Here is a 25070-nt window from a genome sequence, read left to right as displayed (position 1 = left end):
GGACGGTTGGAAGGGTTGACCGACTAGTGGTGCCGTCACGCCTTTTGGGTCGGAAGAGGGAGTGCGAGCAGCTCGACGCGTTGCTCGCCGCCGTGCAAGGTGGCGACAGCCGGGCGCTGGTGATCCGCGGCGAGGCGGGCGCGGGCAAGACCGCGCTGATGGAGTACGTGATCGAACGAGGGCGAGGTTTCCAGACAGCCCGCGTCACTGGTGTTCAGTCCGAAATGGAGTTGGCCTTCGCCGGGTTGCAGCAGCTCTGCGCACCCATGTCGGATCAACTTCACCGGCTCCCCGCCGCTCAGCGTGATGCTCTGCGTGCGGCATTGGGTGGCGGTTCGGAACGCACGCCAGACAGGTTCCTCGTGGCCCTGGCGACGCTCGGCCTGCTCACCGAGTCTGCCCGGGAAGGGCCGCTGCTCTGCGTGATCGACGATGCACAGTGGCTCGATCGGGCATCCGTGCAGATCCTGGCGTTCACCGAGCGGCGGCTGCGCGCCGAGTCGGTGGCGATGCTCTTCGCCGTCCGGTTGCCGGACGAGACGTCGCCCGGCGCCACGGAACCTGCCGGCCTGCCGGAGTTGCTGGTCGAAGGCCTGCCCGAACGCGAGGCGCGGGCGCTGTTGCGCTCTGCCTGGCAGGGCCGTGAGGCCGAATGCGTGAACCTGTCCAAGGTCGCTGCCGCGGAGGCGGCTCGCCGAGGCGAGGGCAACCAACCGGTCGCCAGTGCATGGGCGAGGGCTCTGCTCTTCAACAGCCTCGGCCGGTACAGGGACGCGTTGGCGGCGGCGCGCGAAGTCAGCACCGATCGCTATCCGTTGGAGATCGGCGCCGCGATCTGGTCGCTTTCCGAGTTCATAGAGGCAGCCGTCCTGGGTGGGACGCCCGGACAGTCCGCCGATGCCTTCCGATGCCTCACTGAAGTGACTCGTCCGAGCGGGACGGACTGGGCGCTGGGTATAGAGGCACGCTCACGTGCTCTCATGAGCGGATCCAGGGATGCCGAGGGCCACTATCGCGAGGCGATCGACCGGCTCGGCCGCACCAGTGTCCGCGGGGAACTGGCCCGCGCACACCTCCTCTATGGTGAATGGCTACGCCGAGAGCGCCGCCGTCAGGCCGCACGCGACCAGCTGCGCACCGCCAACGACTTGTTCACCGCCGTGGGTATGGAAGCCTTCGCCGAGCGGGCCGCACATGAGCTGCTGGCCATCGGGGAAAGTGTCAGCAGGCGCAACACCGGCTCCCCTGACGAACTCACCGCACAAGAGGGGCTGATCGTCCGCTTTGTTCGTGAGGGCCTGACGAACCCCGAGATCGGCGCTCGGCTCTTCCTCAGCCCACGCACCGTCGAATGGCACCTGCGGAAGATCTTCAGCAAGCTCGGCGTCACCTCACGCAAGCAGCTTCTAGACGCGCCTCCCGACAGCAGTACCCGGCTCAGCAGGCACGCGCCTGTTGCCGGCCAGGACGACCCATGGAGCTGCTGTTCACGCAAGGTGCGGTCAGCCTGAAGTGGAAGGTGTTTCAGGGTGGTTGGCGAGTCGAGCGTTGACCCCGTAGGCGGTGTGGGTGACCAGGTTGCCCACCCCGACATGCCGATCCCGGTGGGGGTGGGCAATGGCCACAGAACTCGTGGCGGCCCCCACCGCTCCAGCACAGAGACCGGGCGGCGTCGCTTCGTGCCGCTGAGCCGGCAGGCAGAGTGCGATGCGCTCGACCAACTGCTCGCGGCGGTCCGCGCCGGCGAGAGCCGGTCGCTGATGGTACGCGGTGAGGCGGGGATGGCAAGTCGACGCTGCTGGAGTACCTGGTCGAGAGGGCGACCGACTGCCGTGTGGTGAGCGCTGCGGGCGTGCAGTCAGAGATGGAGCTCGCCTTCGCGGCGGTGCATCAGCTCTGCGCGCCGATGCTGGATCTGCTGGACAGATCACGCCGACGCGGTGCGGGCCGCCGTCGACGATCCAGCGCTCAGCCGGGGCGGCGCCGCGTTCCCCGGCGCCCTCGGGGGTCAGTTCGAACCAGCGACTTCCCGTGGCCTTTGCGGGCCGTGCAGGATCAGTCGGGTCGCACGCGGCGCCAGCAGACGGGCGGCGGCTTGCCCGATGCCGCTGGTAGCGCCCGTGAGCACCACTGCCCCTGTGTGACTCACCGGTTCTCTCATGCGATCTGTTCCCCGTCGGGGTAGTCGGTGGACTTCGACAGCTCGCTCCAGGCGGCTGTCTCGGCGTCGAAGGCGGCGCGGGCGTCGGCGACGAGACGGAGCGCGTCGCTGCCGAGGATGAGGTGGGTCGGCGGGTTCTCGGCCTCGATGACGGCGAGCAGGGCGCGGCCGGCTTGGGCGGGGTTGCCGAGTTGGTGTCCCCTCATGGCGAGGCGGTGTTCGCGGATCGGGGCGAAGACCGGGTCGTAGTCGGCGATGGTGGTCTCGACGCGGTGCATGGAGCGGCCGGCCCAGTCGGTGCGGAAGGCGCCGGGCTCGATCGCGGTGACGTGAATGCCGAGCGGTGAGATTTCCTGGGCGAGGGAGGCGGCGAGGCCCTCGACGGCGAACTTGGAGCCGTGATAAGCGGACAGGCCGGGGTAGGTGCGCAGACCACCCATGGAGGTCACGAACAGGATGTGACCGGCCCGGCGCTCGCGCATGCGGGGCAGGACGGCCTGGGTGACCGCGATGACGCCGAGGACGTTGACGTCGAACTGGTGGCGGAAGGTGTCGAGCGGGGTCTCCTCGAAGGTGCCCTCGACGCCGTAACCGGCGTTGTTGACGAGCACGTCGATGGGACCCGTCCCGTCCTCGATCGCCGCGACGGTCGGTGCGATGGCATCGGTGTCGGTGACGTCGAGCACGCGGGCGTGGGCGCGACCCGGGGCGAGCTGCTCGAAGCCGGCGATCTGCTCCTTGTCCCGAACGGTGCCGACGACGGTGTGGCCGGCCTCGAGGGCGGCGGTGGCGAAGGCGCGGCCGAGACCACTGCTCACGCCGGTGATGAGGAACGTGCGGGACATCTTCTCTCCGTTGAAATCATGAGGTGTCAGGTGAGGCGGGGGAGTTCGTCCGAGAGGTGCTCAGGCACCGCCGAGCAGCCGCTCCAACCACAGGTCCCAGTCGGTCCCGTCCAGTTCCGTGCCGGGTGGCACCAGGTCGAAGGTGCTCAGCAGCCAGGCCTCCAGCTTGGGCAGGTCCAACTCGAACAGTGCCGTCGTGCCACGCGATTCAAGCCGCATGTTCAGCACGGGCCGGGTGTGAGTCATGGACGGCCAGAGTCTTATGTCACCTGTGCCGGTGGGTCCCTGCGTGCCCTCATAGAGCAGATCACGCGAGACGACCCAGGTCACGACAGGGCCCTCGGCGGGGCGGAGACGGACGGACACCGAGAGGGGATCAGCCGGGGCGTAGTGGAACACGGCGCGCATCGGGACACGGATCGAGGACCACAGGATCCGATGGATGTGCATGGGCAGTGAGCTGAAGTGACCGACAGTCGGTCGGTCGGCTGAGATCTCCGGTCCTTTGTCGGGCATGGAGGCCCTCCCCTTTTTCTGAATGCACTGGCGCCGCACCGCAACCATGGCGCGGATCACCGTTCGGGACATCCGTCACATGACGGGATATGCGAAGCCCTCCCCCCTGTCACCCGTCCCGTCGGCACCCTGGGCTCCGGGTCCGCCCGCCCCGTCGCGCGCCGTGGTTCCTCCGCCCGAGCCGGCCTTCGCAGAGACGTTTCTTCTGCACGTTGTGCAGCGCTGGGCCGGGGCGAGTCATCTGACGGATGCCTGAGGGAGGAGCGGCGTCGGCATCGGCTGCCGACGCGCGGCGCAACCGGAGACAGGAGCGGTGTCGTGGTGAATGGGACTGCGAGTACCGGCCAGTGGGAGGCCTGAGCCTCCCTGGCGGTCGGCGACCAGCTCGGCGACGATCGACAGGGCCGTCTCCTCCGGCGTGCGCGCTCCGAGGTCGAGGCCGATCGGTGAACGCAACCGTGCCAACTCGTGATCTGTCACGCCTGCTGCGCGCAGGCGCCGCGTGCGGTCCTCGTGTGTTTGCCGGGACCCCATGGCCCCGACATAGGCAACCGGCAGCTTCAGCGCCCGCTCCAGGAGCGGTACGTCGAACTTGGCATCGTGCGTGAGCACACACAGCGCCGTCCGGTTGTCGACCTGGGTGACTTTCAGATAGCGGTGGGGCCAGTCGACGACCACGTCGTCCGCCTCCGGGAAACGCGCCCGGGTGGCGAATACCGGTCGGGCATCGCAGACGGTCACGTGGTAGCCGAGGAATTTACCGAGCCGCACCAGAGCGGCCGCGAAGTCGATCGCCCCGAAGACGATCAAGCGGGGGGCCGGGACGCTGGACTCGACCAGCAGGGTCAGTGGGCGACCGCAGTAAAACCCCTTTTCGCCGATCAGAACTGTCCCGGTGCGCCCAAGTTCCAGCATCGCTCGGGCCTCGGCCGCTGCGGTGCGATTCAGCTGGGGCCGGTCGCCGAGGGTGCCCTCATACGATCCGTCGGAGTGGACTGCCAGCCCGCGACCGAGCAGTTCGGCCGGCCCGTCGGCGATACGAGTCAGCGCGATCGTCTCGCGTGAGCGTGCGGCGAACAAGGCGGCAGCGAAGACGTCCCGGCGCGGATCGCCGACACGGACCGGCGTGACCAGGATGTCGATGACACCGCCACACGTGAGGCCGACGGCGAAGGCGTCCTCGTCGCTGTACCCGAACTGCTGCAGGACGGTCTCGCCGTCCTGCAGCACCTGCTGACACAGGTCGTACACCGCACCCTCCACACAACCGCCCGAGACCGAGCCGACGGCCACGCCGTCGCCGTCCACGGCAAGAGCGGCGCCAGGCGCACGGGGTGCGCTGCCGCTGACCGCGACCACGCTGGCGACGGCGAAGTCCCGGCCTTCCTCGATCCAGTGGCACAGCTCTCGTGCGATGTCCAGCATCGGTTTCTCCCCGGACTCGGGCGGTACGGCACGGCACCGGACTGTGGTGCCGGCGACGAGGACGGCTCCGCGGCGCATCGGCCGCGGAGCGGGTCTCAGAGCATGAGCTGGTCGATGGTGATCGGAAGGGAGCGGATGCGGCGTCCGGTGGCGTGGAAGACGGCGTTGCCGATGGCCGCTGCCAGGCCGACCAGTCCGATTTCGCCGACTCCCTTGGTGCCGACGGCGGTTGCCCGATCAGGCCCGCCGACAAACAGCGTGTCCATGTCGGGAACGTCCGCGTTGACAGGCATGAGGTAGTCGCCGAACGTCGCGTTGGCGATGCGGCCGGTGCCCTGGTCGGTGGCGGTTTCCTCGAACATCGCCTGGCTGATGCCGCCGACCGTGCCACCGACGATCTGGCTGGTGGCGGTCTTCTCGTTGAGGATGCGACCGCCGTCAATGGCGGAGACCACGCGTGCCACGCGCAGCAGCCCCAGGTCGGGGTCGATGCGGACCTCGACGAATTTCGCCCCGAAGGCACCGGCGATGGCCATGCCCAGTTCCTCGCTCCGAGGCGGTGTGCTTCTGCCGTCGGCGCTGAGTTCCTCCAGACCATGCCGAGCGAGGATGTCGACGTAGGACTCGCCTTGTTCGGGGTCCGTGATGCGGTGGATGCGCCCGTCGGTGACCGCCACGTCATCGAGCGCGGCTGCGCGCAGTGGGGATTCGGTGTCGTCGCGCACCACGTCGAGGAATTCCTGCACAAGGCGCCGGCAGGCGGCGTGGACGGCGTTGGCGAGGGCACCGGTGAGACCAGAGCCGCCGGCCTGTGGTGAGTACGGCATGTCGGAGTCGCCGAGGTCGAAACGCACTTGGGTGACGTCGAGCCCCAGAAGCTCCGCTGCCAGCTGGGTCATGACCGTGTAGGTGCCGGTTCCGATGTCGGTGGCGGCGCTGCGCACGTATGCCGAGCCGTCACGACGCACGGAGGCGCGAGCCTGGCACGGCACCTGGTAGAAGGGGTAGGAGACACCGGCCAGGCCGTAGCCGACGAGCCAGCGGCCGTCCCGCATGGAGCCCGGTTCCGGGGTGCGCCGCGACCAGCCGAACCGCTCGGCGCCCTCGAGATAGCACTCCCGCAGTGCCTTGCTCGACCAGGGAAGGCCGAGGACCGGGTTCTCCTCCGCGTAGTTGCGCAAGCGGATCTCGAGGGGGTCCATTCCGACGGCGTAGGCGACTTCGTCAATCGCGGACTCCAGAGCGAAGCTGCCCTGGCCCTCCGCCGGTGCGCGCATGGAGCCCGGGCAGGGGATGTTCAGGCGTGCCTGCCGGTCGACGGTCAGCACGTTGGGGCAGGCGTAGGAGACGGCGGAACCGACGGAGACCGGTTCGTAGTCGTCATCCTCCATCGCAACCGACGAGATGCCGTGATGTTCGATGGCGACGAGGTCCCCGTCGCGGGTGGAACCGATCTTGATCTGCTGGACGCTGTTGGGCCGGTGTCCCACGGAGGTGAACATCTCCGGCCGGGTCAGGACCAGCTTGACCGGGCGCTTGACCTCGCGGGCCGCGAGCACGGTGAGGATGACGTGGGACCACACGCGCAGGCCGGCCCCGAAGCCGCCGCCGACGAAGGGGGCGAGCACCCGGATGCCGCTCTCGGGGACCTTGAAGATCGTGGCCAGCGAGGTACGCACGTTGTGCGGCCACTGCGTGGAGTCGTGCACGGTGAGCGCGTCCCCGTGCCAGGACGCGATGGTCGTCATCAGGCCGAGCGGGTTGTTGGTGTTGTCGGGGGTGGTGTAGGTGCCCTCGACGACAACGTCGGACTGGGCGAATCCAGCGTTCACATCTCCGCGTTCGGTGTCCAGCCCCCAGGGGTTCTCGACGATCTCGGCACGCGGGTCGTCCACGTCGAGCACGGCCTCAGTCGCCTCGTACTCGACGCGTACCAGCCGTGCGGCGTGCCGAGCCTGCTCCGAGCTCTCGGCCACCACGATCGCGATGTGCTGACCGTAGTGCAGGACGCGGTCGTCCTGCAGCGGAGCCGGAGGCGATCCGCCCAGCAGCGTCATCGGACCGCGTTCCAGCTTCGGCGCGGTCAGATGCGTGATGACGGTCAGCACACCCGGCGCCGCCAGGGCATCCGTCACATCGATGCCGCGCATGCGCCCCGCGGCGATGGTGCTGCCCACCAAGGCGGCGTGCGCCATACCGGGGAAGGAGAAGTCGTTGGGATACTGCGCCGCCCCGGTCACCTTCAGCGGGGCGTCCACGCGGTCAAGGCCCGCACCGACGATCGTGCCGGCTTCGAGAGTCGTCATGACAGCGCTCCTGCAACGGTCTCCAGCGTGCGCACGAGAGTGCGCTTGGCCAACTCCACCTTGAATGCGGTTCCAGGTAGCGGCCTGGCCCCATCAAGGGCCGCCTCCGCCGCCGTGCGGAAGACGTCCGCCCCCGCGCGGGCCCCCTCCAGGACATCCTCCGCGCCCCAGGCGCGCCAGGGGATGGTGCCGACCCCGCCCAGCGCCACGCGCGCCTCCTGAATGAGGCCGTCTTCGATCGCGAGAGCGACGCCGGCCGAGGTCAGCGCGAACTCGTAGGAGACGCGGTCACGGACCTTGAGGTAGTGAGACCGTGTTCCTTCGCCAAGCAGCGGGATCTCGACCGCGGTGATCAGCTCACCGTGCCGCAGCACGTTCTCGATGTGAGGTGTGTCGCCCGGCGGCAGGTAGAACTGCGTCAGGGGAATCGGCCGTGCACCGTCAGGGCCCTGGATGTGGACGATCGCGTCGAGTGCTGCCAGCGGTACCGCGACGTCCGAGGCGTGCAGGGCGATGCAGTGGTCGCTGGTGCCGAGGATGGCGTGCATCCGCTGGATTCCCGTGATGGCGGCACACCCCGATCCGGGGTTGCGCTTGTTGCAGGCGCCGACGGTGGGGTCTCTGAAGTAGCGGCACCGGGCTCGCTGCAGAAGGTTTCCGCCGATGGTGGCCATGTTGCGCAGCTGGGTCGAGGCGCCGAACAGCAGGGCTTCCCGGACGAACGGCAGTCTCTCTCGTACGACGGGGTCCGCGGCCAGTTCCTCCATCGTCGTGAGCGCGCCGACCTGGATCGCCGAGTCGGTGTGCGTGATGCCGCCGAGGGGGAGGCGGGTGATGTCGATGAGCCGTTCGGGGTGCAGAACCCCGTCCTTCATCAGGTCCAGCTGCGTGGTGCCGCCGGCGAGGAACGACGCGTGCGGATCAGCGCTGACCACGGCCACGGCCTGGTCGGCGTCGGTGGCCCGGGCATACTCGAAGGGATGCATTGTCAACCTTCCGTTGTCACTTCGCGAATTGCCGCGCGGATGTTCGGGTAGGCGCCGCAACGGCAGATGTTGCCGCTCATGAACTCGCGGATGTCTTCCTCCGAGTTCGCACGTCCCTCGGCGATGAGGCAGACCGCGGACATGATCTGCCCGGGCGTGCAGTAACCGCACTGGAACGCGTCATGCCGGGCGAAGGCCGCCTGCATGGGGTGCAACTCGCCGTCGACCGACAGGGATTCCACGGTGGTGATCTCGCGCCCCTCGTACTGCGCGGCAAGCGCGAGACACGACACCACGCGCTTCCCGTCGACCATGACCGTGCAGGCCCCGCACGCACCCTGGTCACACCCCTTTTGCGCTCCGGTGAGGCCCAGGTGGTCACGCAGCGCGTCCAGCAGCGTGACCCGCGCATCGAGCCGGAGCCGGTGGAGTGTGCCGTTCACGTTCAGGGTGACGTCGACCTGGGGCACGTCCGGCGGCGCCTGTCCGGCCGACCGTGCCTCGGTTTCCGCATGCTTCATGGCGCCTCAATTCTGATTTTCCGGAGGTTTACTTGCCAGGCAAGGGAAATTCTGTGATTCTAGCCCTGCAGTCATATGTCTCGTCTCAGTAAAAGTCGCACACTCCGCCATGTTGTGCAATTATGCCGTTGAAGAGAAATTGCCGCCGTGCACCTATGCGTGTGAGGCGTGTTTCGCGATTCTCGTGCTCGACGCGTCAGCAAATCGAACTCGCGTCGGCGTCGTCCCAGGTCGTGGAGTGGACCTTGTGGTCGAAGTGGCCGATGAGCCGGTCCAGAAAGCGGCACATCACCGTCGCGTCGAAGGTCTCGGCGAAGACCATGAAGTGGCGCGGCCCTTCGTGCTGATCGCGGACATCGCATTGGCCGAGAAGCGGTTGCAGGTGCGGCGCACGATCGGGGCGCGGCCCCTCGCACCCCAGGTGCGGCCGGTGACCTGGTCGGTGAAGAGCACCCCGGCGCCCTCGGCCCTGGCCTTCGCGCGGATCGCCGGCCAGGTCTCTTCCTGCCGCCCGCATCCGCAACGCTTCCTGCGCCGAAGGCGACAAGTGCCGGGCATCCCCCACCAGTTCAGTCACACGGCGTTCAACGAATCAGAACCCTCGGCGTTTCGGATCAATAAGCCTCTTCAGGTGCTTTACCGGAGCGGTGCAAGAGATCGAAGGTGCGATGTGCGAGCCGGTCCCGGAAATCGGCGTCGAGGGTAATGGGGTTCGGCTGGACCAGCCGTCCCTCATCCAGGTACTGGCCGGCCCACCTACCGGTGGACTGGGAGGCATTCACTACGTGGTGCGCTCCGTGCACGACCGAGTCACCGCCGATATCGAACATGGCGTGCAAGAGCGCGGTGCTGATGACTCCCGGGTGGAGACTTACAGCGTCCGGCTGTGGCGGGGCCGCTTGCTCAACCAGCCACCGAGCGTGCGCCACCAGCGCCAGTTTCGAGCGCGCGTACGCGATCGATGCGCTGTAGTGGGAGCGCTCGAGATTGAGGTCGTCCGGGCCGAGGGAAGCGGACAGATGGGTCGCCGAAGCGAAATGTACTACTCGGCCGCTGGATGCAACGAGCAACGGGGTGAGACGTTCGGTGAGCAGCACGGCGCCAGGTAGTTCGTCTGGAGAGTCGCTTCATTGCCATCGTGGCTGAGTCGGCGCCGTGGTGCTCCCGGACGGCCGGTGTTGTTGATGAGCACATCGACCCGATCCGTGATCTTCGAGATCTCGGAGGCCAGCGTGCACACTATGGCCAGGCTGTCGAAGTCAGCGTGTACGTAATGCACCTCCCCTGGGCCGGCAGCGCGGAGCTCCTCCAGCTGCCCAGTGTCTTCTTGTGGCTGGCCTTTGCGGGCCATGGAGGAATCGGGTCACCTGCGGCGCCAGCAGACGGGCGCGGCTTGCCCGACGCCGCTGGTCGCGTCGGTGAGTACCACAGTCATGTCGTGTGTTCTCAATCGAGTCTCCGGTCGTTACACAGGTTGGCGCGGGAGAGCTCGGGTGACTTCGTCGGTTCTCTCATGCGATCTGTTCGCCGTCGGGGTAGTCGGTGGACTTCGACAGCTCGCTCCAGCGGGAGACGTTGCCGAATATCTGCTGGCTACTCAAGATCAGGGCGAAGGTGAGGAACGTATAGACGATCAGCGTTGGGGAGCAGAGTGTCGCGCACTCTGCTCCCCGACTGTTTCGGGCCCGGCCTGTCCCGCTGATGCGCTACGCCCCGTTCTTGGCTTCCCCCGCCGCAGGTGCTTCCTCAGGACGGCGGGGCGGTCCTGCCGCCTCCGTCGGCCGGGCGGGGAGTTCGGTGGCAGCCCAGCCCGCCAGGAAGGTCAGGGCCTGTGCGCTTGGCGAGTGCGGTTCCGCCGTGTAGACGAGCAGGCTCTGGTCCGCGGAGCCCCGCACATCCAGCACCTGGAAGTCCAGGCTCAGTTCCCCGGCGATCGCGTGGACGAACTCCTTGCGGCCAGGCCGCTGGGACCGCACTCTGTGGTCGGACCACCATCGGCGGAAGTCGGGGTCCTTCAAGGAGAGTTCCCCGACGAGCCGCGCGAGCTCGGGATCGTTCGGGTAGCGGCCGGCATCCATACGGAGGTAGGCCACACACTCCTGGGCGACTCTCTCCCAGTTCGCATACAGCCCGCGGACCTCAGGGTCGAGGAAGGTGAGCCATATGTGGTTGCGCCGCTTGACCGGCAGCCTGGAGTAGTCGGTGAACAGCGCGGCGCTCAGGCTGTTCCACGCCAGGATGTCCATGCGACGGCCAAGCACGAGCGCCGGGACGTTCACCATGCTGTCCAGAAGGACCTGTGTTGCCTGCGAGATCTGCTGGTTTCTCGGTGCGGCCGGCTTCGCCTCGCCGGAGATGCCGGCTTCGGCCGCGCACCGCAGCAGGTATTCCTCCTCGTCGGGGCGCAGCTCAAGCGCCCTGGCCAGGGCCGTGAGGATGGCGGGCGAAGCCGACTTCACGCGGCCTTGTTCCAGCCTCACGATGTAGTCCACGCTGACGCCTGCCAGCGACGCGAGTTCCTCACGCCGCAGTCCCGGCACTCGGCGGTGCCCGGTTGTGGGCAGCCCCACCTGCTCCGCAGTGACCCGGGCGCGGCATGCGCGCAGGAATTCACCGAGTTCAGTCACGGCAGTCTCCTTCTCGTTCGATCCCTGCGCGTCATTCGGCGGGTCAGATGCTGACCGTCACGTCGTCGTGATCGGTGGACAGGGCCAGTTCCCGCCAGGTGTTGGTCTCCTCGCGAAGCTGAGCGATCTTACGGTCCATGGCCGCGGCGCAGTCGCTGCCGAGCTGGGCGCGCAGCGGCGGGTTCGCAGCGTCGGCGAGGGCGAGGATGGCCGTGGCTCCCTTGATGGGGTCACCAGGCTGGGCGTGGTTGAGTCCGGGGACAGCCTGGCGAACGGCGCCGGCGGTGCCCGCGTAGTCGGAGATGAGCTGGCCCTCCGTGTGCAGGCTGGTGGCGTCGAGGAAGTCGGTGCGGAAGTATCCCGGCTCCACGATCGTGACCTGGATCCCCAGCGGTGCCAGTTCCGCGCGCATGGCCTCGGAAATGCCCTCCACGGCGAACTTGGTGGAGCAGTAGACGCCGAAGCCCGCTGCGCTCTCGAAGCCTCCGATGGAACTCAGGTTGAGCACGCGGCCCGACCTCTGCCGGCGCATGACCGGCAGTACGGCGCGGGTGACGTTGGCCAGACCGAAGACGTTGGTGTCGTAAACCGAGCGGAACACTGCGTCGGACGTCTCCTCTACCGCGCCCAGCACGCCGCGTCCCGCGTTGTTGACCAGGACATCGATCGTTCCGAACTTCTCGACGGCTGCCTCCACGGCTTCGCGGGCCTGCGCCTCGTCGGTGACGTCCAGGGCGACAGCGAGCAGGCTGTCCCCGTACTGGGAGAGCGCGTCCTGTACGTCCTGGGGCCTGCGGGCCGTCGCCACGACCTTGTCGCCCCGCTCCAGTGCCTGGCGTGCGATCTCCAGGCCGAAACCGCGGGACGCACCAGTGATGAACCAAGTGGACATGCCACTACCTCTCATTTGTTCGATGTTAGAAGGTCAGATGTAGCGAATTTTCGTATCACTGTGATGGAGCAGCATTTACTGCTCTCTGTGGCCGGCAGCGGCCCTTCCCGGCCTGGGATGCGGGCCGACGCTGGCGGACAGCGATGGTGCCTGCAACCATGGCGAGCAGAGCCACCAGCAGCCCGAACCCTGAGAAGGCGGCGGCGACGCCGAAGCGGGAAGCAGCGGCGCCCAGGGCGACCACCGGCACACTCACCGCCAGGTAGGCCAGGGCGAAGAACCCCGGCAGGAGCTGGGGGTGGCCCCCGGCGATCACCGCCGCCGTCACGGTGCTTGTGGAGCCCATGAACGACAGGCCGAAGCCCGCGCCGGTGATCGCCGCGCCGGAGAAGAACAGCAGGGCGCGAGCCGTGTCGAACCCGATCACGGACACCCCGACCCCGGCTACGAGCAGTGCGCACCCCGTTACCGATGCTGCCCGGTCGCCAAGCCTTCGCAGCAGCATCGGAGCGATGCCCCCGCAGCCCTGCACCACTAGGATGACCAGCGAGGACAGCGCTCTGTCAGTGGTGTGCAGCAGGCCGGCGACCAGGTCGACCCCCAGTGCCAGATACAGGCCGACGACCGCCCAGCCGGCCGTCACGATGGGGGCCACCCGGAGCAGGATCCCGCGTGGCTCGACACCCATCCGCAGCACCCGGGGGCGCCAGGGCCGTAGCCGTGCCGGCACGATCTGCCAGGCGGGAATCGCCCGCACCAGGGCGAGACCGCCGAGGGACAGGACGGTCAGCACGACGAACGGGGTGACCAGCGGCGCGGGAGCGAACTGGACGGCGAGGCCGGAGAACACCGCGCCCAGCGCGATGCCTGTCGAGGTCGCCGCGCTGTTGGCCGCCGCCGCGGCCTGGTGACTGCGGTCCCGGTGAAGGTCGGCCAGTGCCGAGCCCGCGCTGCTGGTGAGCAACCCGACCGCGACGCCCTGGATCAGACGAGCCAGGCACAGCGCCCAGGCTCCCGTGGCAAGGAGGAACGCGAGGAAGCTGACGACGATGGTGGCCATCGCCATCACGATCGTCCGTTGGGTGCCCAGGTGCTCGGCCAGGCCCCCGGCCAGCAGCAGGGTCAGGATCGCACCGAGGGCGTAGCAGGCGTAGACGATCGTCGACGTGGTCGTGCCGAAGTGCCATTGCTGCTGGTAGAGCCCATACAGTGGAGACGGCGCGCTGCTGGCGGCCATGACCACGAAGACGACGCCGACCACAGTTCGAAAGTGCCAGGGGCGGTGCGGCCGGTGGTGCTGGGTCTCGAGGGCGGTCGGCTTGCCGACGTTCATGTTCTTGCCATCTCCGGTGGGAATCCAGCGTCGGCGGTCAGCGGCCGAGGACGACCTTGGTCTCCAGGTACTCCTGCATGCCGTCGGGGCCCCATTCGCGGCCGTTGCCCGACTCCTTGTAGCCGCCCCAGGGGGCGGTCCAGTCGAACTCGGCGTTGTTGATGATCACGTAGCCCGCTTCGATCCGGGATGCGACGTCCGCGGCGTCCGCAAGATCGCTGCCGGTGACATAACCGGCGAGGCCGTACCGGGTGTCGTTGGCGATCTGGACAGCCTCGTCCACCGTGTCGTAGGTGATGATCGACATCACCGGGCCGAAGATCTCTTCCTGGGCGATGGTCATGTCGTTGGTGACACCGGAGAACACCGTGGGCTTGACGAAGTGCCCGTTCTCCAGGCCATCCGGCTTGCCCAGGCCTCCGGTGAGCAGCCGGGCACCCTCATCCAGGCCGGTCTGGACATAGCGCTGGACGGTCCGCCACTGCTCGCCGGAGATCAGCGGGCCCATGTCGGTGCCCTCCGCGCGCGGGTCGCCGATCTGGAGCGCCTCGACCCGCGGGAGCAACACCGACAGGAACTCCTCCAGCCGCTCGCGCGGCACCAGGGTCCGGCTCGGCGCACTGCAGATCTGGCCGGTGTTGGCCATCAGCCAGGTGAGCACCGTGTCGACCGCAACGTCCAGATCCGCATCCGGCATGATCACCTGCGGCGACTTGCCGCCGAGCTCGGTGGCCACGCGCTTGGCGCTCTTGGCCGCGGCGGCGTTCACCTGGAGCGCGGCCTCACCCGAGCCGGTGAAGGACACGACGGCGACGTCGGGGTGCGAGGCAAGCGCGTTTCCTATCACCGAGCCGCGGCCGGTGACGAGGTTGAAAACACCTGCGGGGACGCCGGCGGCCTCCAGGATCTCGGCCAGGACGACAGCCGAGTACGAAGCCAGCTGGGCCGGCTTGAGGACGACGGTGCAGCCGGCCGCCAGCGCCGAGGCGGTCTTGCCGGCCGGCTGGAGGGCGGGGAAGTTCCACGGAGTGATCAGAGCCGCCACGCCGATGGCGTCCTTGCGGATGTGGGTGGTGCTGCGATCTTCGGTGAACGCGAACGTCCTGAGCACCTGGGCGGCGGCCCGGAACTGGATCAGCCCGGCGGCAACGTGCATGGCACGGGACAGCGGCAGCGGACAGCCCAGCTCGGCGGTGACCGCCTGGGCCATGTCCTCGGCGCGCCGCTCGTACTCGTCGGCGATCCGCTCCAGCAGGTCGATACGCTCCTGGCGGGTGGTCCGGGAGAAAGAGGGGAATGCCCGGTTGGCCGCGGCGACCGCCAGGTCGACGTCGGCCTCGCCGCCGAGCGCCACCCGGCCGGACACCTCGCCGGTGGCGGGGTCGGTCAGATCGACGACTGCGCCGTCGAGGGGCTCGCGCCAGGCGCCGTCGATGTACAGCTTGGTGTAGTCACGCATGTTGTCTCCGTCAGAGTCGCGGTTCGCCACATGGGCGGCCATGTGGCGAAGGCGGCCTTTCGTGTGCGAAGGCGCCTTGTGGCATCCATCGTCGTGACAGAGAGCCCTGGCATACAGGGAGGCCTTTTCCTGGGCATCGGTCCCTGGGAAAACCAGTACCAGGCACACCGAGCAGGCTGGACGATCCCTGCGAGAGCAGGGCCGACGATGTGGCACGACGAGAGCCCGCACGACCGGTCGCGAACCGTGCCGGTGAGCCCCGAAGGGACAATGGCCCAACCGTGCTGTGCCTCGACGAAAGGCAGCAAGCGTGCGTCATGACGGCTTCCGAGCGGACGGGGAGATCTTCCTGGCCGCGGGCCGAGCACCGTGAAACATCAGCGCCGGGCATATTCGAAGGGGTGCATCGTCAACCTTCCGCTGTCACTTCGCGAATCGCCGCGGGAATGTTCGGGTAGGCGCCGCAGCGGCAGATGTTTCCGCTCATGAACTCGCGGATGTCCTCCTCCGAGTTCGCACGTCCCTCGGCGATGAGGCAGACCGCGGACATAATCTGCCCTGGTGTGCAGTAACCGCACTGGAACGCGTCGTGCCGGGCGAAGGCGGCCTGCATGGGGTGCACCTCGCCGTCGCCAACTCGAGTGGCGACGCCCGCGGACAGCACCCGCTCGACCTCGCCCGACGAAAGAGTTGGCATGCCTGTAGTTGACGACATGGCGGTCATGCGCGACAGGAAGGCGTTTGTCCCTCGGACGGCCACCACCCTGGGCACGCCAGTACCCCCCTTCCCTGCCGCGTGGAGGCCCCGATGAACCGCAACACGATGCTCCGGGATTTCCTGCGCTCACGCCGTGCCCGGGTGACACCCGAGGTGCAGGTCTGCCGCTCGGGCCTGGATCGCGCCGTGTGCCGGGCTTCGGCGGGAAGAGGTGGCCGACCTCGCCGGCATCAGTGTGGACTACTACGTCCGCTTCGAGCAGGGCCGTTGCCCCAACGTGTCGAACGCGTTGTTGGACTCGGTCGCCAGGATTCTGCGCCTCACCCCGGTCGAGCGCCTTTACCTGTTCGTCCGAGGTCGGCCTTCGCCGACTCATTAGTACCACCGAGCCGGCCATCGTCACGAGGACCATGAGACCGGCGGCCCCCGCAAGAACAACGGCCCCGGCCGCCTCCCGGAAGGCCGCCTCCGTAGCCGGGCCGCGGAGCAGCACCCGCTACGCGTCAACCGCGCCACGGCTGGTGGCTGCGCCGCTGAGCACGAACCGGAAGGTGCTAGGGGTGCCGCTGCCGACCTCCAGCGCGGCTGCGACCGGCACCAATGCCAGTGACTTACCGCTTTTCCGCAGGTCGGACAGGGTGGATTGGCCGACACCACCGTTCACGCCAGGCCGGAACGAGGTCGGACGGGAGTGTCCTCCTGGGCCGCCCCTCAACGGTTCTCCGCCCGCATCATCCAGGCGTGCTTTTCCAGGTCGTCGTTGATCGCGTGCAGGAGGTCAGCGGTCGGCGGGTCCTCCACGTCCACCTCGTCACGTGCCTGCCTGAGCGTCGCCGCCGTCGCGCGGAGGCGGGTGTCGAGCAGGGCAGCCACGGTTGCGGTGTCCCGCTCCCCGTCGGGAAAGGTGGGAAGCGTCGTGGTCGCGGCAACCATGTCGGAACGTCCGTCCGCTGCGGCACCGAGCGCCCGTATGCGCTCGGCAACCGTGTCGGCCGCCTCCCTGGCCGTGTCGACGATGTCGTCGAGTTGCAGATGCAGGTCACGGAAGTTGCGACCCACGGCATTCCAGTGTCCTGCTTTGCCCTGCAGATGCAGCTCGATCAGATCGACGAGCACCTGCTGAAGGGCCTGCCGGGGCCTCAGGTGGGACGGTATGAGGGCCTTCCGGTCGCCGCTGCGGATGTGGCAATCCGCAGCGCGCCAGAAGGCCCTCAGCCGTTTCAAGGTGCCTCGGAGGGGATCCGCGTCACCGATCTCGTGGACGGAACACCTAGATGGTGGCGTCCCAGGCCTCGGCCTGGCTCTTCTTCAGCATCTCCTCGACGAAGCCCGGCACCACGTTGCGGAACTTGCCCGTGTCGCTGGGCACGATCCGCACCATCGCGTCGATCATCTCGGTGGGGTCGAGGCGACCGTCGTCATTGCCGAGGAGCGAGTCGAATCCGGCCTGAACGTCGGCACGCTTGTTGAAGTTCTTCTCGTCGTCGAGCCACTTGAAGGCCGTCTCGGCCATGGTCTCGTTGAAACCGGTCAGGTAGGCACCCGGGTTGACGGTCTGCACCTTGATGTTGTGCGGGCGCAGCTCGTCGCGGAGCGCCTCCGCGATGGACTCGAGCGCGTGCTTGGTGGACACGTAGCAGCCGAAGCCGATCGGGGTGAACAGGCCGCCCATCGAGGAGGTGAACACCACCTTGCCCGGCCGGCCCTCGTCGATCCACTTGCGGGCGAACTTCTGAACGAGCTCAAGGGGCGCGAACACGTTCGTCTCGAAGTTCTTGCGCACCAGATCGACGGGGATCTCGCTGACCGGACCGGCCTCACCGACACCGGCGTTGCTGAACAGGACGTCGATGTCCCACTTGAGCGCCGTGGCCACGTCGTACGGGTTCAGAATGTCCAGCTTCTCCACGCGCAGGTTGTCCAGACCCAGTTCCTGCGCCTTCAGCCGGAGGGCGGCGACCTGCGGGGAGATCTGGGCCGTCGCGATGACGTCGTGGCCCTCCTTCGCCAGACCGATGGCCGCGCCCTCACCGAAACCCGAACCGGCACCCGTGATCAGAATCCGCTTACCGCTCATGATGATGCACATTCCTTTTCGCTTGGTGTTGTTTGTCCATGGCGTTGATTTTTCAGAAACCGATCAGCAGGACCGGTTCACAGAACGCCCCAGCCGGGGCGGAAACTCAGGCCGGCGCGGCAGCGAGCGCGACGGCCGCCGCCTGGGCGATCTCGGCGTCCTGGGCGACCGATCCCCCGGACACACCCACGGCCCCGACGACCACGCCCTCGGCGTTGCGAATCGGCTTGCCACCGGCGAAGACCACCAGTCCGCCGTTGCTGTTCTCCAGGCCGAAAGACGTACCGCCCGGCTTGCAGTATTCGAAGAGCGCCTCGGAGTCCAGCTGGAACAGTGCCGACGTGCGCGCCTTCGCCATCGCGATGTCCGCCGAACCCAGCAGAGCACCGTCCATGCGGACGAAGGTCTTGAGATTCGCTCCGGTATCGAACACCGCGATGTTCACGGGCAGCGCCATTTCCGCTGCGGTCCGCACACCGGCCGAGAGAACCCGCTGGGCCTCTTCGGTCGAAATGTCAGGCACTGCGACCAGCTCCTTACATGATGTCGTCTTTGCCGACCGATTGCGCCATTCCGGCGCTTGCCGCGAATTCCTGCGAACCGGCCGGTGCTTCCTTGCGACATCCATGTTTCGCCATGCCCGGCACGCGGAGTAATCCGTCATCCGACCACGCCGGAAAGGGATGTGAGCGAATCACATAGGTATGGTGTCCGTGGCGGGGCAGTCAGGGTTGATCCGCGCATAGGTATCGATACTCGGGACCGGCACGCGGCACACGGCACACCCTGCCGGGGTTCCGCCCCCTCCGACGTCCAGGGGCCGACCCATGGGGAGGCGGCGCTGGAGGCCATCGGCGCGATGCTGAACCAGGCGACATTGCCGCCCGAGGTGGATGCGGCCCTCTGTCGCGCCGCCGCCAGGATCCCCGGCGTCTCCGTGGCCGAGCATGCCGAGGACGCGGCCGGTCGGCGCGGCATCGGGCTTGCCTTCAGAGACGGCGACGACCGTGACCTGTGGGTCTTCGACCGCAAGACGCTCCACTACCTCGGATCCGACGAGGTGGCACTGCTGGACGTCGGCGTTGTCGACAAGATCGGCGAGATCCCGGGCGAATGACAAAGTCGACCACCGGCCCGCGTTCAGAACCGCTGCGGGCGGCCGGTGTGGCGAGCTCGGCCAGGTGGCGCGGCCACCTGGCGGAGGAGCTTGCGTAACTGCCCCTGTTCCAGGGGCGCGTAGTGGTCAACGCTCGTCCCGCAGTTCGGCGAACTCCGAGTTGCACACTGCGTTGGACACTATGTCTGATCACCTTTAGGGTCCTCCATGAGGGCCGCTGGGCGCCTGGCTCTTCTGACCGATCTGAAAGTGGACTCTTCGTGGCTGATGGGGTTTCCCGTCCGACTTTGCTCCTGGTGCATGGGGCATGGCACGGCGCGTGGTGCTGGGAGAAACTGAGGTCGGTGCTGGAGGCCGCCGGGTGGCGGACTCGGGCGATCGACCTGCCGAGCGCCGGCGGGCGGGCCGGCATGCCTGACGACGCGCACGCGGTACTTGAAGAGCTGAAGCTCATCGACGGCTCAGTGGTGGTCGTCGCGCATTCATACGGCGGCGTACCAGTGAGCCAGGCCGCCGCCGAGGCGGGGAACGTGTCGCGCATCGTCTACCTGGCGGCACTCCAACTCGACGTCGGTGAGAGCCTCTTCGGCTTCGCCGGCACGCCTCTTCCGCCGGAGCCGCGCTCATTCGAGCCCGTGCCGAACGACCCGATCACGATGTTCTACGGTGGCGTGCCCCGGTCCGAGGCCGAGGAGGCGGCCAAGCGGCTGGTGCCGCAGAGCACGAAGTCCTTCTGGGACGTCCTGACCCAGGCGGCGTGGCACACCGTCCCGTCGACGTACATCGTCTGCGAGGACGACCAGGCTCTGCCTGCTCAGGCCCAGCAGGTGCTGGCGGAAAGGTCCAACGAGGTCCGCCGGATCGCGGGCGACCACTCGCCGTTCCTGTCGAAGCCGGTAGAACTCGCCGCTCTCCTCTCGAAGATCGCACTCGAGTCGGACGGCTGAGTCCCGGGCCGCAGCCCTCACACGAGCACTCACCCCACTTGATCAGTTGGCAGTTAACCAGTGCAGAAGGAGAACGTGGTGAACAGCAACAACCGTCAGGACGAGACGGGTGTGCCGTCCAAGGAAGGCGTCAGGGCCGAACTCGTCGGCCGGGCGATCGCCCTGCAGCCGCTGCTGCGCGACCAGGCGGCGCGCGGCGAGTCGGACCGCGTCCTGCCGGTGGAGGTCGTCGACGCGATGGCCGATGCGGGCGTCTTCCGGCTACTGACCCCCAGGCGGTACGGCGGCTACGAGACCGACTTGCGGACCTTGACCGAGGTTTCCGAGGCCCTCGGTGAGGGTGATGGCTCAGCGGCCTGGGTCGGGATGATCATTGCGGTGACCAACTGGATGGCGTGCCTCTTCCCCGACAAGGCGCAGGAGGAGGTGTTCGGCGCCGATCCGGATGCGCGGGTTACCGGTGTGGCCGCACCGACGGGCATGGGAGAGCGGGTGCCGGGCGGCTGGCGCGTCAGCGGCAAGTGGTCGTACAACTCCGGCGCCCCGTATGCCACCTGGGCCGCGGTCGGCGCACTGCTGAAGGACGACAGCGGAGCAGTGGTGGACCAGGCGCTCGTCCTGATCCGCGCCTCCGAGCTGACCATCGAGGACACCTGGCACACCGCGGGCATGCAGGCGACCGCGAGCAACACCCTGATCGGGCAGGACGTGTTCGTTCCCGAGCACCGGGTGCTGTCGGTTCCCGCGGCCGCAGAGGGCGTCTATCCGCGTGCGTCCCTGGACGAGACGCTGTACGCCACGACGTTCGGGCCGATGCTGTTGCTGTGCCTGGTCGGACCGCTGCTCGGACTCGGGAAGGCAGCGCTGAACATGGCGGTTGGCGCAGCCGAGGAGAAGCCGTTGTCGTTCACCGTCCACGGCAGGCAGGCCGACTCGGTGGGCGTCCAGATACAGCTGGCCGAGGCCGCGCTGAAGCTGGAGACGGCACGCCTGCACACCTACCGGGCCGTCGACGAGGTCGATCAGGCCGCCGCCTCCGGCGGTCCCCTGGACTACGCCTCACGTACGCACATCAGGGCCCGGGCCGGCTTCGCCGCACAGCAGGTACTCGACGCGATCAGCACTCTCCTGAACGTGCACGGCGCCTCCTCGTTCGCCGACGCCGCCCCCCTCCAGCGCATCTGGCGGGACGCCAACGTCGCGGCCCGCCACGCCGGCCTGGTCCCGGCGGTCGGCCTGGAGGTCTACGGCAAGTCCCTCCTCGGCATCAGCGAGCGTGTCAGCCTCATGGTCTGACCTCGACCCCTGCCCACACCGCACGGCGACCACGCACGCCCTACGGTGTGGGCAGGCGCGCGTCACCGGTGACCTGCACGGAACTTCCTTCCTTTCGCCTCCTCAGGGTGCCTGTTCAGTTGGCACCACCCACGACCTTCCAGCGCAGCCCACCGGCGGGCCGCACTGCAAGTGGCGTTTCCTGCCGCCGCTCGGGCGTGCCTCGAACGGCCCCATCTCCTCTACCAAGCCCAACCGTGCGAACCGGGGCTGGACCAGATCCAGTGGAGTGATCATGCAACTCGCACGCCATGTCCATGCCCCGGTCGTTCTGCCCGCGGATGCGCGATGCTCGGTGGTCCGAGCAGCTGCTCACACGCTCCAGGTCGAGCTATTGGGGAGTTGCAGTCTGCCTGCACTGGAAAAATGCTCTGTGTACAGCCCGCCGAACCGGACTTCACGACTCACTCCAGGCCCTCAGAAATGCTCTGCTCGACCCAGACGGTCTTGCCGTCCTCGGTGTAGCGGGTTCCCCAACGTTCGGAGCACCGGGCGACGAGGAGCAGCCCCCGGCCGCCCTCATCGGTGGTACGGGCGTGCCGCAGCCGTGGAGACGTACTGCTGCCGTCGGAAACCTCGCAGGTCAGTACATGACTGCGGATGAGTCGCAGCCGCACCGGAGGCTTGGCGTAGCGGATGGCGTTGGTGACGAGCTCACTGGCTATCAGTTCGGTGGTGAACCTTGCCTCGCTCATGTCCCACGCTGTGAGCTGCCGGGTGACGAGGGACCGGGCTGTGGAGACCACGGCCGGATCGCTCGGCAGATCCCACGACACGACCCGCTCCGGCCCGAGCGTGTGCGTGCGAGCGACCTGAACCGCGGCGTCTTCCCGGATCCGGGCCGGGACCAGTGCTTCGGTCAGCATGCTGCACGCCTGGCGCGCGGAGCCGGAAAAACCGGCAAGGAGGCCGGCCAGGCGTTCGCGGCCCCGGTCCTCGGGCTGTTCCCGGAAGAGGCCTGGGGTGTACAGCGCGAGCATCGAGTCCTCGGGAAGGTCGATGTCGACCTTGCCGAAGGGCTCGCCGACGCAGCTCAGTGCGGCGCCCGGTGGATCGTCCAGGAGGGCAACGGTGCCGTCCGGGCGCACGACCACGGGCCAAGGGTGACCGGCGCTGGAGACCGAGCAGCGCCGGGACACGGGATCGTAGATCAGGTAGAGGCACGTAGCGCCGGCTTCGCCTCCGTCAGCAGACCTCCCGGCCTCCCGCACCTGCCATGGTTGATCGTCCACCGTGCCGGTGCCGTTCCCGAGGCGGCGTACCAGGTCGTCGAGCCGGGCGAGTAGTTCATCCGGTTCCAGGTCCAGGTCCGACAGCGTGTGCACCGCCGCACGGAGCCGCCCCGCGGCTGCAGCGGTCTGTACACCGCGGCCGGGCACCCGACCCGCGACAAGCGCCACCCGGGCTCCGGAGAGTGGTACGGCGTCGACCCAGTCGCCGCCGGAGCCCGCGTTCACGTACTCGTGCGCCACATCCAGGGCGTAGTCGGGAGGGAGTCCGCCCGGACGCAGGGCGTGCCGCAGTGCGACCAGGGAATTGCCCTCACGCAGGTACCGGCGGGCGTTGTCCAGGCACGCGGCGGTGCGTAGGGCGAGTTCTGCGGCCAGGGTCAGATCATCACGTTCGAAGGGCCTGCGTTCCCCCCAGCGGCAGAACGTGGCAAGCCCGAGAGCCCTGTGCTGGGCGACCAGCGGTACGAGCATCAGCGAGTGGACCTCCTCTCTGGGGGCCCGCAAGCTGCGCAACGCCCGCTGTCCGAGGGGACTCAGCGGCTCGACCATGCACGGCTCAAGGTCAGCGAGGGCCTCGGCAGCGATCACCGGCGGCAGCCCGCCGTCCTGGTCGCAGGCCGTCCAGGGCTCCGTGTCGTCCCGGGACCGGCATGCCGCCCGTCGCAGCACGGTGTCGCGTTGCACGGGACCGGGTTCGAGGTCCTCTCCCGCGAGTACCGGCTCCACCACCTCCACCGCCATGCTGTCGACCAGCCCCGGCACGGATACCTCCGCCAGGCCCCGCACGGTGTCGAGCACATCGAGGGTGGAGCCGATCCGCGTGCCGGCCTGTGCGAGCACCTTCAGCCGCTCCTGCGCCAGGTGGCGGTCTGTGACATCGACAGTGGCGTCGGCGATGCCCAGGAGCCGGCCATGAACGTCCTGCAGGCGGAACACGGAAGCCGAATAAACATGATCATGATCGGGGTCTCCTGGGGGGCGCATGTGCTTCTCCATGCCGATCACCGGCTGCCCCGTGGCGAGCACCTGTTCCATGACGCGTTCCACCGTTTCAGCGGCGAAACCCGGCCACACCTCTGTGGGGCGTTTGCCGACGGCTTCTTCGACGGAGGCGCCCTGCATGCCCTCGGCTGCGGGATTGAACCGGATGAGCCGCAGGTGAGGATCGAGGAGGAACAGACCTACGGGAGAGATAGTGAAGAGGGTTTCCAGGAGGGCCTGATCGAGTGCGGCCGTCGGGCTTCCCTGTTCCGCAGGCGCGAGGGTCACCCCCCAGCACGTGCCTGCCGCGCCTCCGCGCTCAGGACGGACGGTCATTCGACAGGCCAGGGCGGCGCCGTCCCGGCGTCGCAGCGGAACGGCGAAGTCGTCGATGGCAGCGAGCGAGCGCCCGGCGACGTCGACACCGGCCAGCAGGTCCACCACCGGGCGCCCCAGCACCGCATTCGCCGGATAGCCCAGCAACCCTTCGGCCGCCCGGCTCCATCCGACCACGGTGCCCCGCTGGTCAACAAGGATGTGGGACCGGTTCCCCGCCGAGACTCCGTCATGGGGGCCACTACCGTTGGTAGCACGAGTTGCACCCATAGTCATCAGCTTTCGTTTGCCTGAGAACCTGGTACGCACTCAGTGTCCGCCAAGACGGGCGAGCGCAACATCGGAGCCACACTGGCAAGGCTGACGTTCGGCGCCGACTCCCCTCAGGGAAGCCAGCGCCGCTGTCGCTCTGGATGCCTGGGGCGGGCGGGCGGGTGTGCTGTGGCTACGGGGCGGCCGGGCAGGACCGCAGCCCAGGCACCGTGCCCGACTGTGCCGCCCATCGGCTGCCCCTCAAGGCTTCTCGACGATCGTTGTCACCCGACCGGTCTCAAGCCGACAGTAGGCGCAGGGCCAGGGAGGCCGTAGCGACTGCGAGCAAGACAGCGCTGGGGACGACATCGAAGCCGCGGACACGCAGGTGCGCAACAACCGCCCCCACGAAGTACCCGATGGCGCCGATTGCGGCCAGCGCTCCAAGCGGCCACCAGAAGAGGCCGACGACCAAGCCTGCCAGCGCCGATCGATAAGCGGATGGCTTCTGAAAGCCGTGCTCGCCAGCGGCCTGGGCGCCTCCGGGCCGACGGAGTGAGTGCGTGCGCCTCCTGTACGCGCGTATCCGGAGACTACGTCGACGACAGAATCCGCCCCGCACCCCTGGGGCCCGAGCGGTGCATGCTCCACTGCGCGAGCGGCAGCAGGGCGTCCAGCAGTGCCTGGCCGTCCGGGGCCAGCTGATAGCGGATCTGTACGGGCGTGGTGGGGATGACGGTGCGCTCGATGAGGCCCACGGCCTCGAGTTCCTTCAGGCGCTGGGAGAGCAGCCGGTCGGAGATGCCGTCGATCATCGCCCGGTACTCGCCGAAGCGCCGGGCACCCTGGGCGGCGGCCTTCAGTACCGAACCCGTCCAGCGGCGTCCGATCAGTTCGAGGGTGTCCTCGAAGCTCGGGCAGGCGTCGTCATGAATGGAGTTCACTTACGAAAGATTAGCATCTTACCCACTGTTTTGCCAGTGGGGCGGTCCGGCGCAGCCTGG

General features: G+C 68.1%; 25 protein-coding genes. 5 read left to right on the top strand and 20 right to left on the bottom strand.

Annotated elements, in window-relative coordinates; translation table 11 throughout:
• The first annotated feature begins 26 nt into the window (after nucleotides 1–26).
• Entirely contained in the window at nucleotides 27–1511 is a 1485-nt protein-coding gene (locus AQJ91_RS09435; protein WP_067018379.1) for a helix-turn-helix transcriptional regulator, read from the top strand.
• 646 nt (nucleotides 1512–2157) lie between these two features.
• On the opposite strand, the gene AQJ91_RS09430 is transcribed toward AQJ91_RS09435, so the two are convergent.
• The 14 genes from AQJ91_RS09430 to AQJ91_RS09370 form a co-directional block, all read right to left on the bottom strand.
• Nucleotides 2158–3006 carry an oxidoreductase gene (locus AQJ91_RS09430; protein WP_067018377.1) on the bottom strand — a complete coding sequence of 283 codons (849 nt, stop codon included), beginning with the start codon at nucleotides 3004–3006 and terminating at the stop codon, nucleotides 2158–2160.
• A gap of 60 nt (nucleotides 3007–3066) precedes the next feature.
• Entirely contained in the window at nucleotides 3067–3522 is a 456-nt protein-coding gene (locus AQJ91_RS09425; protein ID WP_159054517.1) for an SsgA family sporulation/cell division regulator, read from the bottom strand.
• 237 nt (nucleotides 3523–3759) lie between these two features.
• Nucleotides 3760–4947 carry an XdhC family protein gene (locus AQJ91_RS09420; protein ID WP_079084818.1) on the bottom strand — a complete coding sequence of 396 codons (1188 nt, stop codon included), beginning with the start codon at nucleotides 4945–4947 and terminating at the stop codon, nucleotides 3760–3762.
• Nucleotides 4948–5042: 95 nt separating this feature from the next.
• Nucleotides 5043–7253, bottom strand: a complete 2211-nt coding sequence (locus AQJ91_RS09415) for a xanthine dehydrogenase family protein molybdopterin-binding subunit (RefSeq protein ID WP_067018375.1) — start codon at nucleotides 7251–7253, stop codon at nucleotides 5043–5045.
• Nucleotides 7250–8239, bottom strand: a complete 990-nt coding sequence (locus AQJ91_RS09410; protein ID WP_067018374.1) for an FAD binding domain-containing protein — start codon at nucleotides 8237–8239, stop codon at nucleotides 7250–7252. Before AQJ91_RS09410 ends, AQJ91_RS09415 begins: the two co-directional genes overlap by 4 nt.
• A 2-nt stretch (nucleotides 8240–8241) precedes the next feature.
• Nucleotides 8242–8760 (bottom strand): (2Fe-2S)-binding protein, encoded by a 519-nt coding sequence (locus AQJ91_RS09405; protein WP_067018372.1) that lies wholly within the window; start codon nucleotides 8758–8760, stop codon nucleotides 8242–8244.
• Between the two features lie 196 nt (nucleotides 8761–8956).
• Nucleotides 8957–9337, bottom strand: coding sequence for a hypothetical protein (locus AQJ91_RS55325; RefSeq protein WP_456113457.1), 381 nt, complete (start codon nucleotides 9335–9337; stop codon nucleotides 8957–8959).
• A 37-nt stretch (nucleotides 9338–9374) separates the two neighbouring features.
• A complete protein-coding gene (locus AQJ91_RS09395) occupies nucleotides 9375–9857 on the bottom strand; it encodes a Rossmann-fold NAD(P)-binding domain-containing protein (protein ID WP_067018370.1) in 483 nt (160 codons plus the stop codon).
• Entirely contained in the window at nucleotides 9803–10111 is a 309-nt protein-coding gene (locus tag AQJ91_RS58160; RefSeq protein ID WP_107122387.1) for an SDR family NAD(P)-dependent oxidoreductase, read from the bottom strand. Before AQJ91_RS58160 ends, AQJ91_RS09395 begins: the two co-directional genes overlap by 55 nt.
• A 355-nt stretch (nucleotides 10112–10466) precedes the next feature.
• Nucleotides 10467–11387: a helix-turn-helix domain-containing protein gene (locus AQJ91_RS09390; protein WP_067018368.1), complete on the bottom strand. Its 921-nt coding sequence runs from the start codon at nucleotides 11385–11387 to the stop codon at nucleotides 10467–10469.
• Between the two features lie 43 nt (nucleotides 11388–11430).
• Nucleotides 11431–12279: an oxidoreductase gene (locus AQJ91_RS09385; protein ID WP_067018366.1), complete on the bottom strand. Its 849-nt coding sequence runs from the start codon at nucleotides 12277–12279 to the stop codon at nucleotides 11431–11433.
• 55 nt (nucleotides 12280–12334) lie between these two features.
• Nucleotides 12335–13612 (bottom strand): MFS transporter, encoded by a 1278-nt coding sequence (locus AQJ91_RS09380; protein ID WP_067018364.1) that lies wholly within the window; start codon nucleotides 13610–13612, stop codon nucleotides 12335–12337.
• Nucleotides 13613–13649: 37 nt separating this feature from the next.
• Nucleotides 13650–15071 carry an aldehyde dehydrogenase family protein gene (locus AQJ91_RS09375; RefSeq protein ID WP_067018767.1) on the bottom strand — a complete coding sequence of 474 codons (1422 nt, stop codon included), beginning with the start codon at nucleotides 15069–15071 and terminating at the stop codon, nucleotides 13650–13652.
• 409 nt (nucleotides 15072–15480) lie between these two features.
• Complete coding sequence (locus AQJ91_RS09370) at nucleotides 15481–15795, bottom strand: (2Fe-2S)-binding protein (RefSeq protein WP_079084817.1); 315 nt, start codon at nucleotides 15793–15795, stop codon at nucleotides 15481–15483.
• A gap of 205 nt (nucleotides 15796–16000) precedes the next feature.
• On the opposite strand from AQJ91_RS09370, the gene AQJ91_RS55320 reads away from it, so the two are divergent.
• Nucleotides 16001–16168, top strand: a complete 168-nt coding sequence (locus tag AQJ91_RS55320) for a helix-turn-helix domain-containing protein (protein ID WP_234381968.1) — start codon at nucleotides 16001–16003, stop codon at nucleotides 16166–16168.
• 332 nt (nucleotides 16169–16500) lie between these two features.
• Here the strand turns inward: AQJ91_RS55320 and AQJ91_RS09365 are convergent, their stop codons facing one another.
• The 3 genes from AQJ91_RS09365 to AQJ91_RS09355 form a co-directional block, all read right to left on the bottom strand.
• Nucleotides 16501–16932 (bottom strand): Dps family protein, encoded by a 432-nt coding sequence (locus tag AQJ91_RS09365; RefSeq protein ID WP_324617988.1) that lies wholly within the window; start codon nucleotides 16930–16932, stop codon nucleotides 16501–16503.
• 127 nt (nucleotides 16933–17059) lie between these two features.
• Entirely contained in the window at nucleotides 17060–17866 is an 807-nt protein-coding gene (locus AQJ91_RS09360) for an SDR family oxidoreductase (RefSeq protein ID WP_067018763.1), read from the bottom strand.
• 106 nt (nucleotides 17867–17972) lie between these two features.
• A complete protein-coding gene (locus AQJ91_RS09355; protein ID WP_199847882.1) occupies nucleotides 17973–18530 on the bottom strand; it encodes a GlcG/HbpS family heme-binding protein in 558 nt (185 codons plus the stop codon).
• 195 nt (nucleotides 18531–18725) lie between these two features.
• Between AQJ91_RS09355 and AQJ91_RS09350 the strand changes: the two genes are divergently transcribed.
• The 3 genes from AQJ91_RS09350 (at nucleotide 18726) to AQJ91_RS09340 (ending at nucleotide 21226) form a co-directional block, all read left to right on the top strand.
• Nucleotides 18726–18983, top strand: a complete 258-nt coding sequence (locus tag AQJ91_RS09350; RefSeq protein ID WP_067018362.1) for a hypothetical protein — start codon at nucleotides 18726–18728, stop codon at nucleotides 18981–18983.
• A gap of 122 nt (nucleotides 18984–19105) precedes the next feature.
• Entirely contained in the window at nucleotides 19106–19930 is an 825-nt protein-coding gene (locus AQJ91_RS09345) for an alpha/beta fold hydrolase (protein WP_324617985.1), read from the top strand.
• Nucleotides 19931–20008: 78 nt separating this feature from the next.
• Nucleotides 20009–21226, top strand: a complete 1218-nt coding sequence (locus AQJ91_RS09340) for an acyl-CoA dehydrogenase family protein (RefSeq protein ID WP_079084816.1) — start codon at nucleotides 20009–20011, stop codon at nucleotides 21224–21226.
• 443 nt (nucleotides 21227–21669) lie between these two features.
• On the opposite strand, the gene AQJ91_RS09335 is transcribed toward AQJ91_RS09340, so the two are convergent.
• From AQJ91_RS09335 to AQJ91_RS09330, 3 genes are all read right to left on the bottom strand, one after another.
• Nucleotides 21670–24084, bottom strand: a complete 2415-nt coding sequence (locus AQJ91_RS09335; protein ID WP_107122386.1) for a SpoIIE family protein phosphatase — start codon at nucleotides 24082–24084, stop codon at nucleotides 21670–21672.
• Nucleotides 24085–24364: 280 nt separating this feature from the next.
• Nucleotides 24365–24688: a DoxX family protein gene (locus AQJ91_RS58155; RefSeq protein ID WP_407696833.1), complete on the bottom strand. Its 324-nt coding sequence runs from the start codon at nucleotides 24686–24688 to the stop codon at nucleotides 24365–24367.
• The gene (locus AQJ91_RS09330) at nucleotides 24660–25010 is read right to left on the bottom strand and encodes a winged helix-turn-helix transcriptional regulator (protein WP_067018358.1); all 351 of its coding nucleotides are present in this window, start codon (nucleotides 25008–25010) and stop codon (nucleotides 24660–24662) included. Before AQJ91_RS09330 ends, AQJ91_RS58155 begins: the two co-directional genes overlap by 29 nt.
• Nucleotides 25011–25070 lie beyond the last annotated feature (60 nt).

The organism is Streptomyces dysideae (assembly GCF_001514305.1).
Taxonomy (GTDB): Bacteria; Actinomycetota; Actinomycetes; order Streptomycetales; family Streptomycetaceae; genus Streptomyces; species Streptomyces dysideae.
The sequence above is the reverse complement of the archived record's forward strand: the minus strand, read 5'-3'. Positions and strand labels throughout refer to the sequence as shown.

Bases quoted from the DNA above. Each gene is read 5' to 3' on its own strand.
- AQJ91_RS09420 (WP_079084818.1), bottom strand. From the start codon at position 4,947: ATGCTGGACATCGCACGAGAGCTGTGCCACTGGATCGAGGAAGGCCGG.
- AQJ91_RS09370 (WP_079084817.1), bottom strand. From the start codon at position 15,795: ATGACCGCCATGTCGTCAACTACAGGCATGCCAACTCTTTCGTCGGGC.
- AQJ91_RS09405 (WP_067018372.1), bottom strand. From the start codon at position 8,760: ATGAAGCATGCGGAAACCGAGGCACGGTCGGCCGGACAGGCGCCGCCG.
- AQJ91_RS09415 (WP_067018375.1), bottom strand. From the start codon at position 7,253: ATGACGACTCTCGAAGCCGGCACGATCGTCGGTGCGGGCCTTGACCGC.
- AQJ91_RS09380 (WP_067018364.1), bottom strand. From the start codon at position 13,612: ATGAACGTCGGCAAGCCGACCGCCCTCGAGACCCAGCACCACCGGCCG.
- AQJ91_RS09425 (WP_159054517.1), bottom strand. From the start codon at position 3,522: ATGCCCGACAAAGGACCGGAGATCTCAGCCGACCGACCGACTGTCGGT.
- AQJ91_RS09350 (WP_067018362.1), top strand. From the start codon at position 18,726: ATGCTGAACCAGGCGACATTGCCGCCCGAGGTGGATGCGGCCCTCTGT.
- AQJ91_RS09335 (WP_107122386.1), bottom strand. From the start codon at position 24,084: ATGGGTGCAACTCGTGCTACCAACGGTAGTGGCCCCCATGACGGAGTC.
- AQJ91_RS58160 (WP_107122387.1), bottom strand. From the start codon at position 10,111: ATGGCCCGCAAAGGCCAGCCACAAGAAGACACTGGGCAGCTGGAGGAG.
- AQJ91_RS09355 (WP_199847882.1), bottom strand. From the start codon at position 18,530: ATGACGGATTACTCCGCGTGCCGGGCATGGCGAAACATGGATGTCGCA.
- AQJ91_RS09375 (WP_067018767.1), bottom strand. From the start codon at position 15,071: ATGCGTGACTACACCAAGCTGTACATCGACGGCGCCTGGCGCGAGCCC.
- AQJ91_RS09410 (WP_067018374.1), bottom strand. From the start codon at position 8,239: ATGCATCCCTTCGAGTATGCCCGGGCCACCGACGCCGACCAGGCCGTG.
- AQJ91_RS09360 (WP_067018763.1), bottom strand. From the start codon at position 17,866: ATGAGCGGTAAGCGGATTCTGATCACGGGTGCCGGTTCGGGTTTCGGT.
- AQJ91_RS09430 (WP_067018377.1), bottom strand. From the start codon at position 3,006: ATGTCCCGCACGTTCCTCATCACCGGCGTGAGCAGTGGTCTCGGCCGC.
- AQJ91_RS09385 (WP_067018366.1), bottom strand. From the start codon at position 12,279: ATGTCCACTTGGTTCATCACTGGTGCGTCCCGCGGTTTCGGCCTGGAG.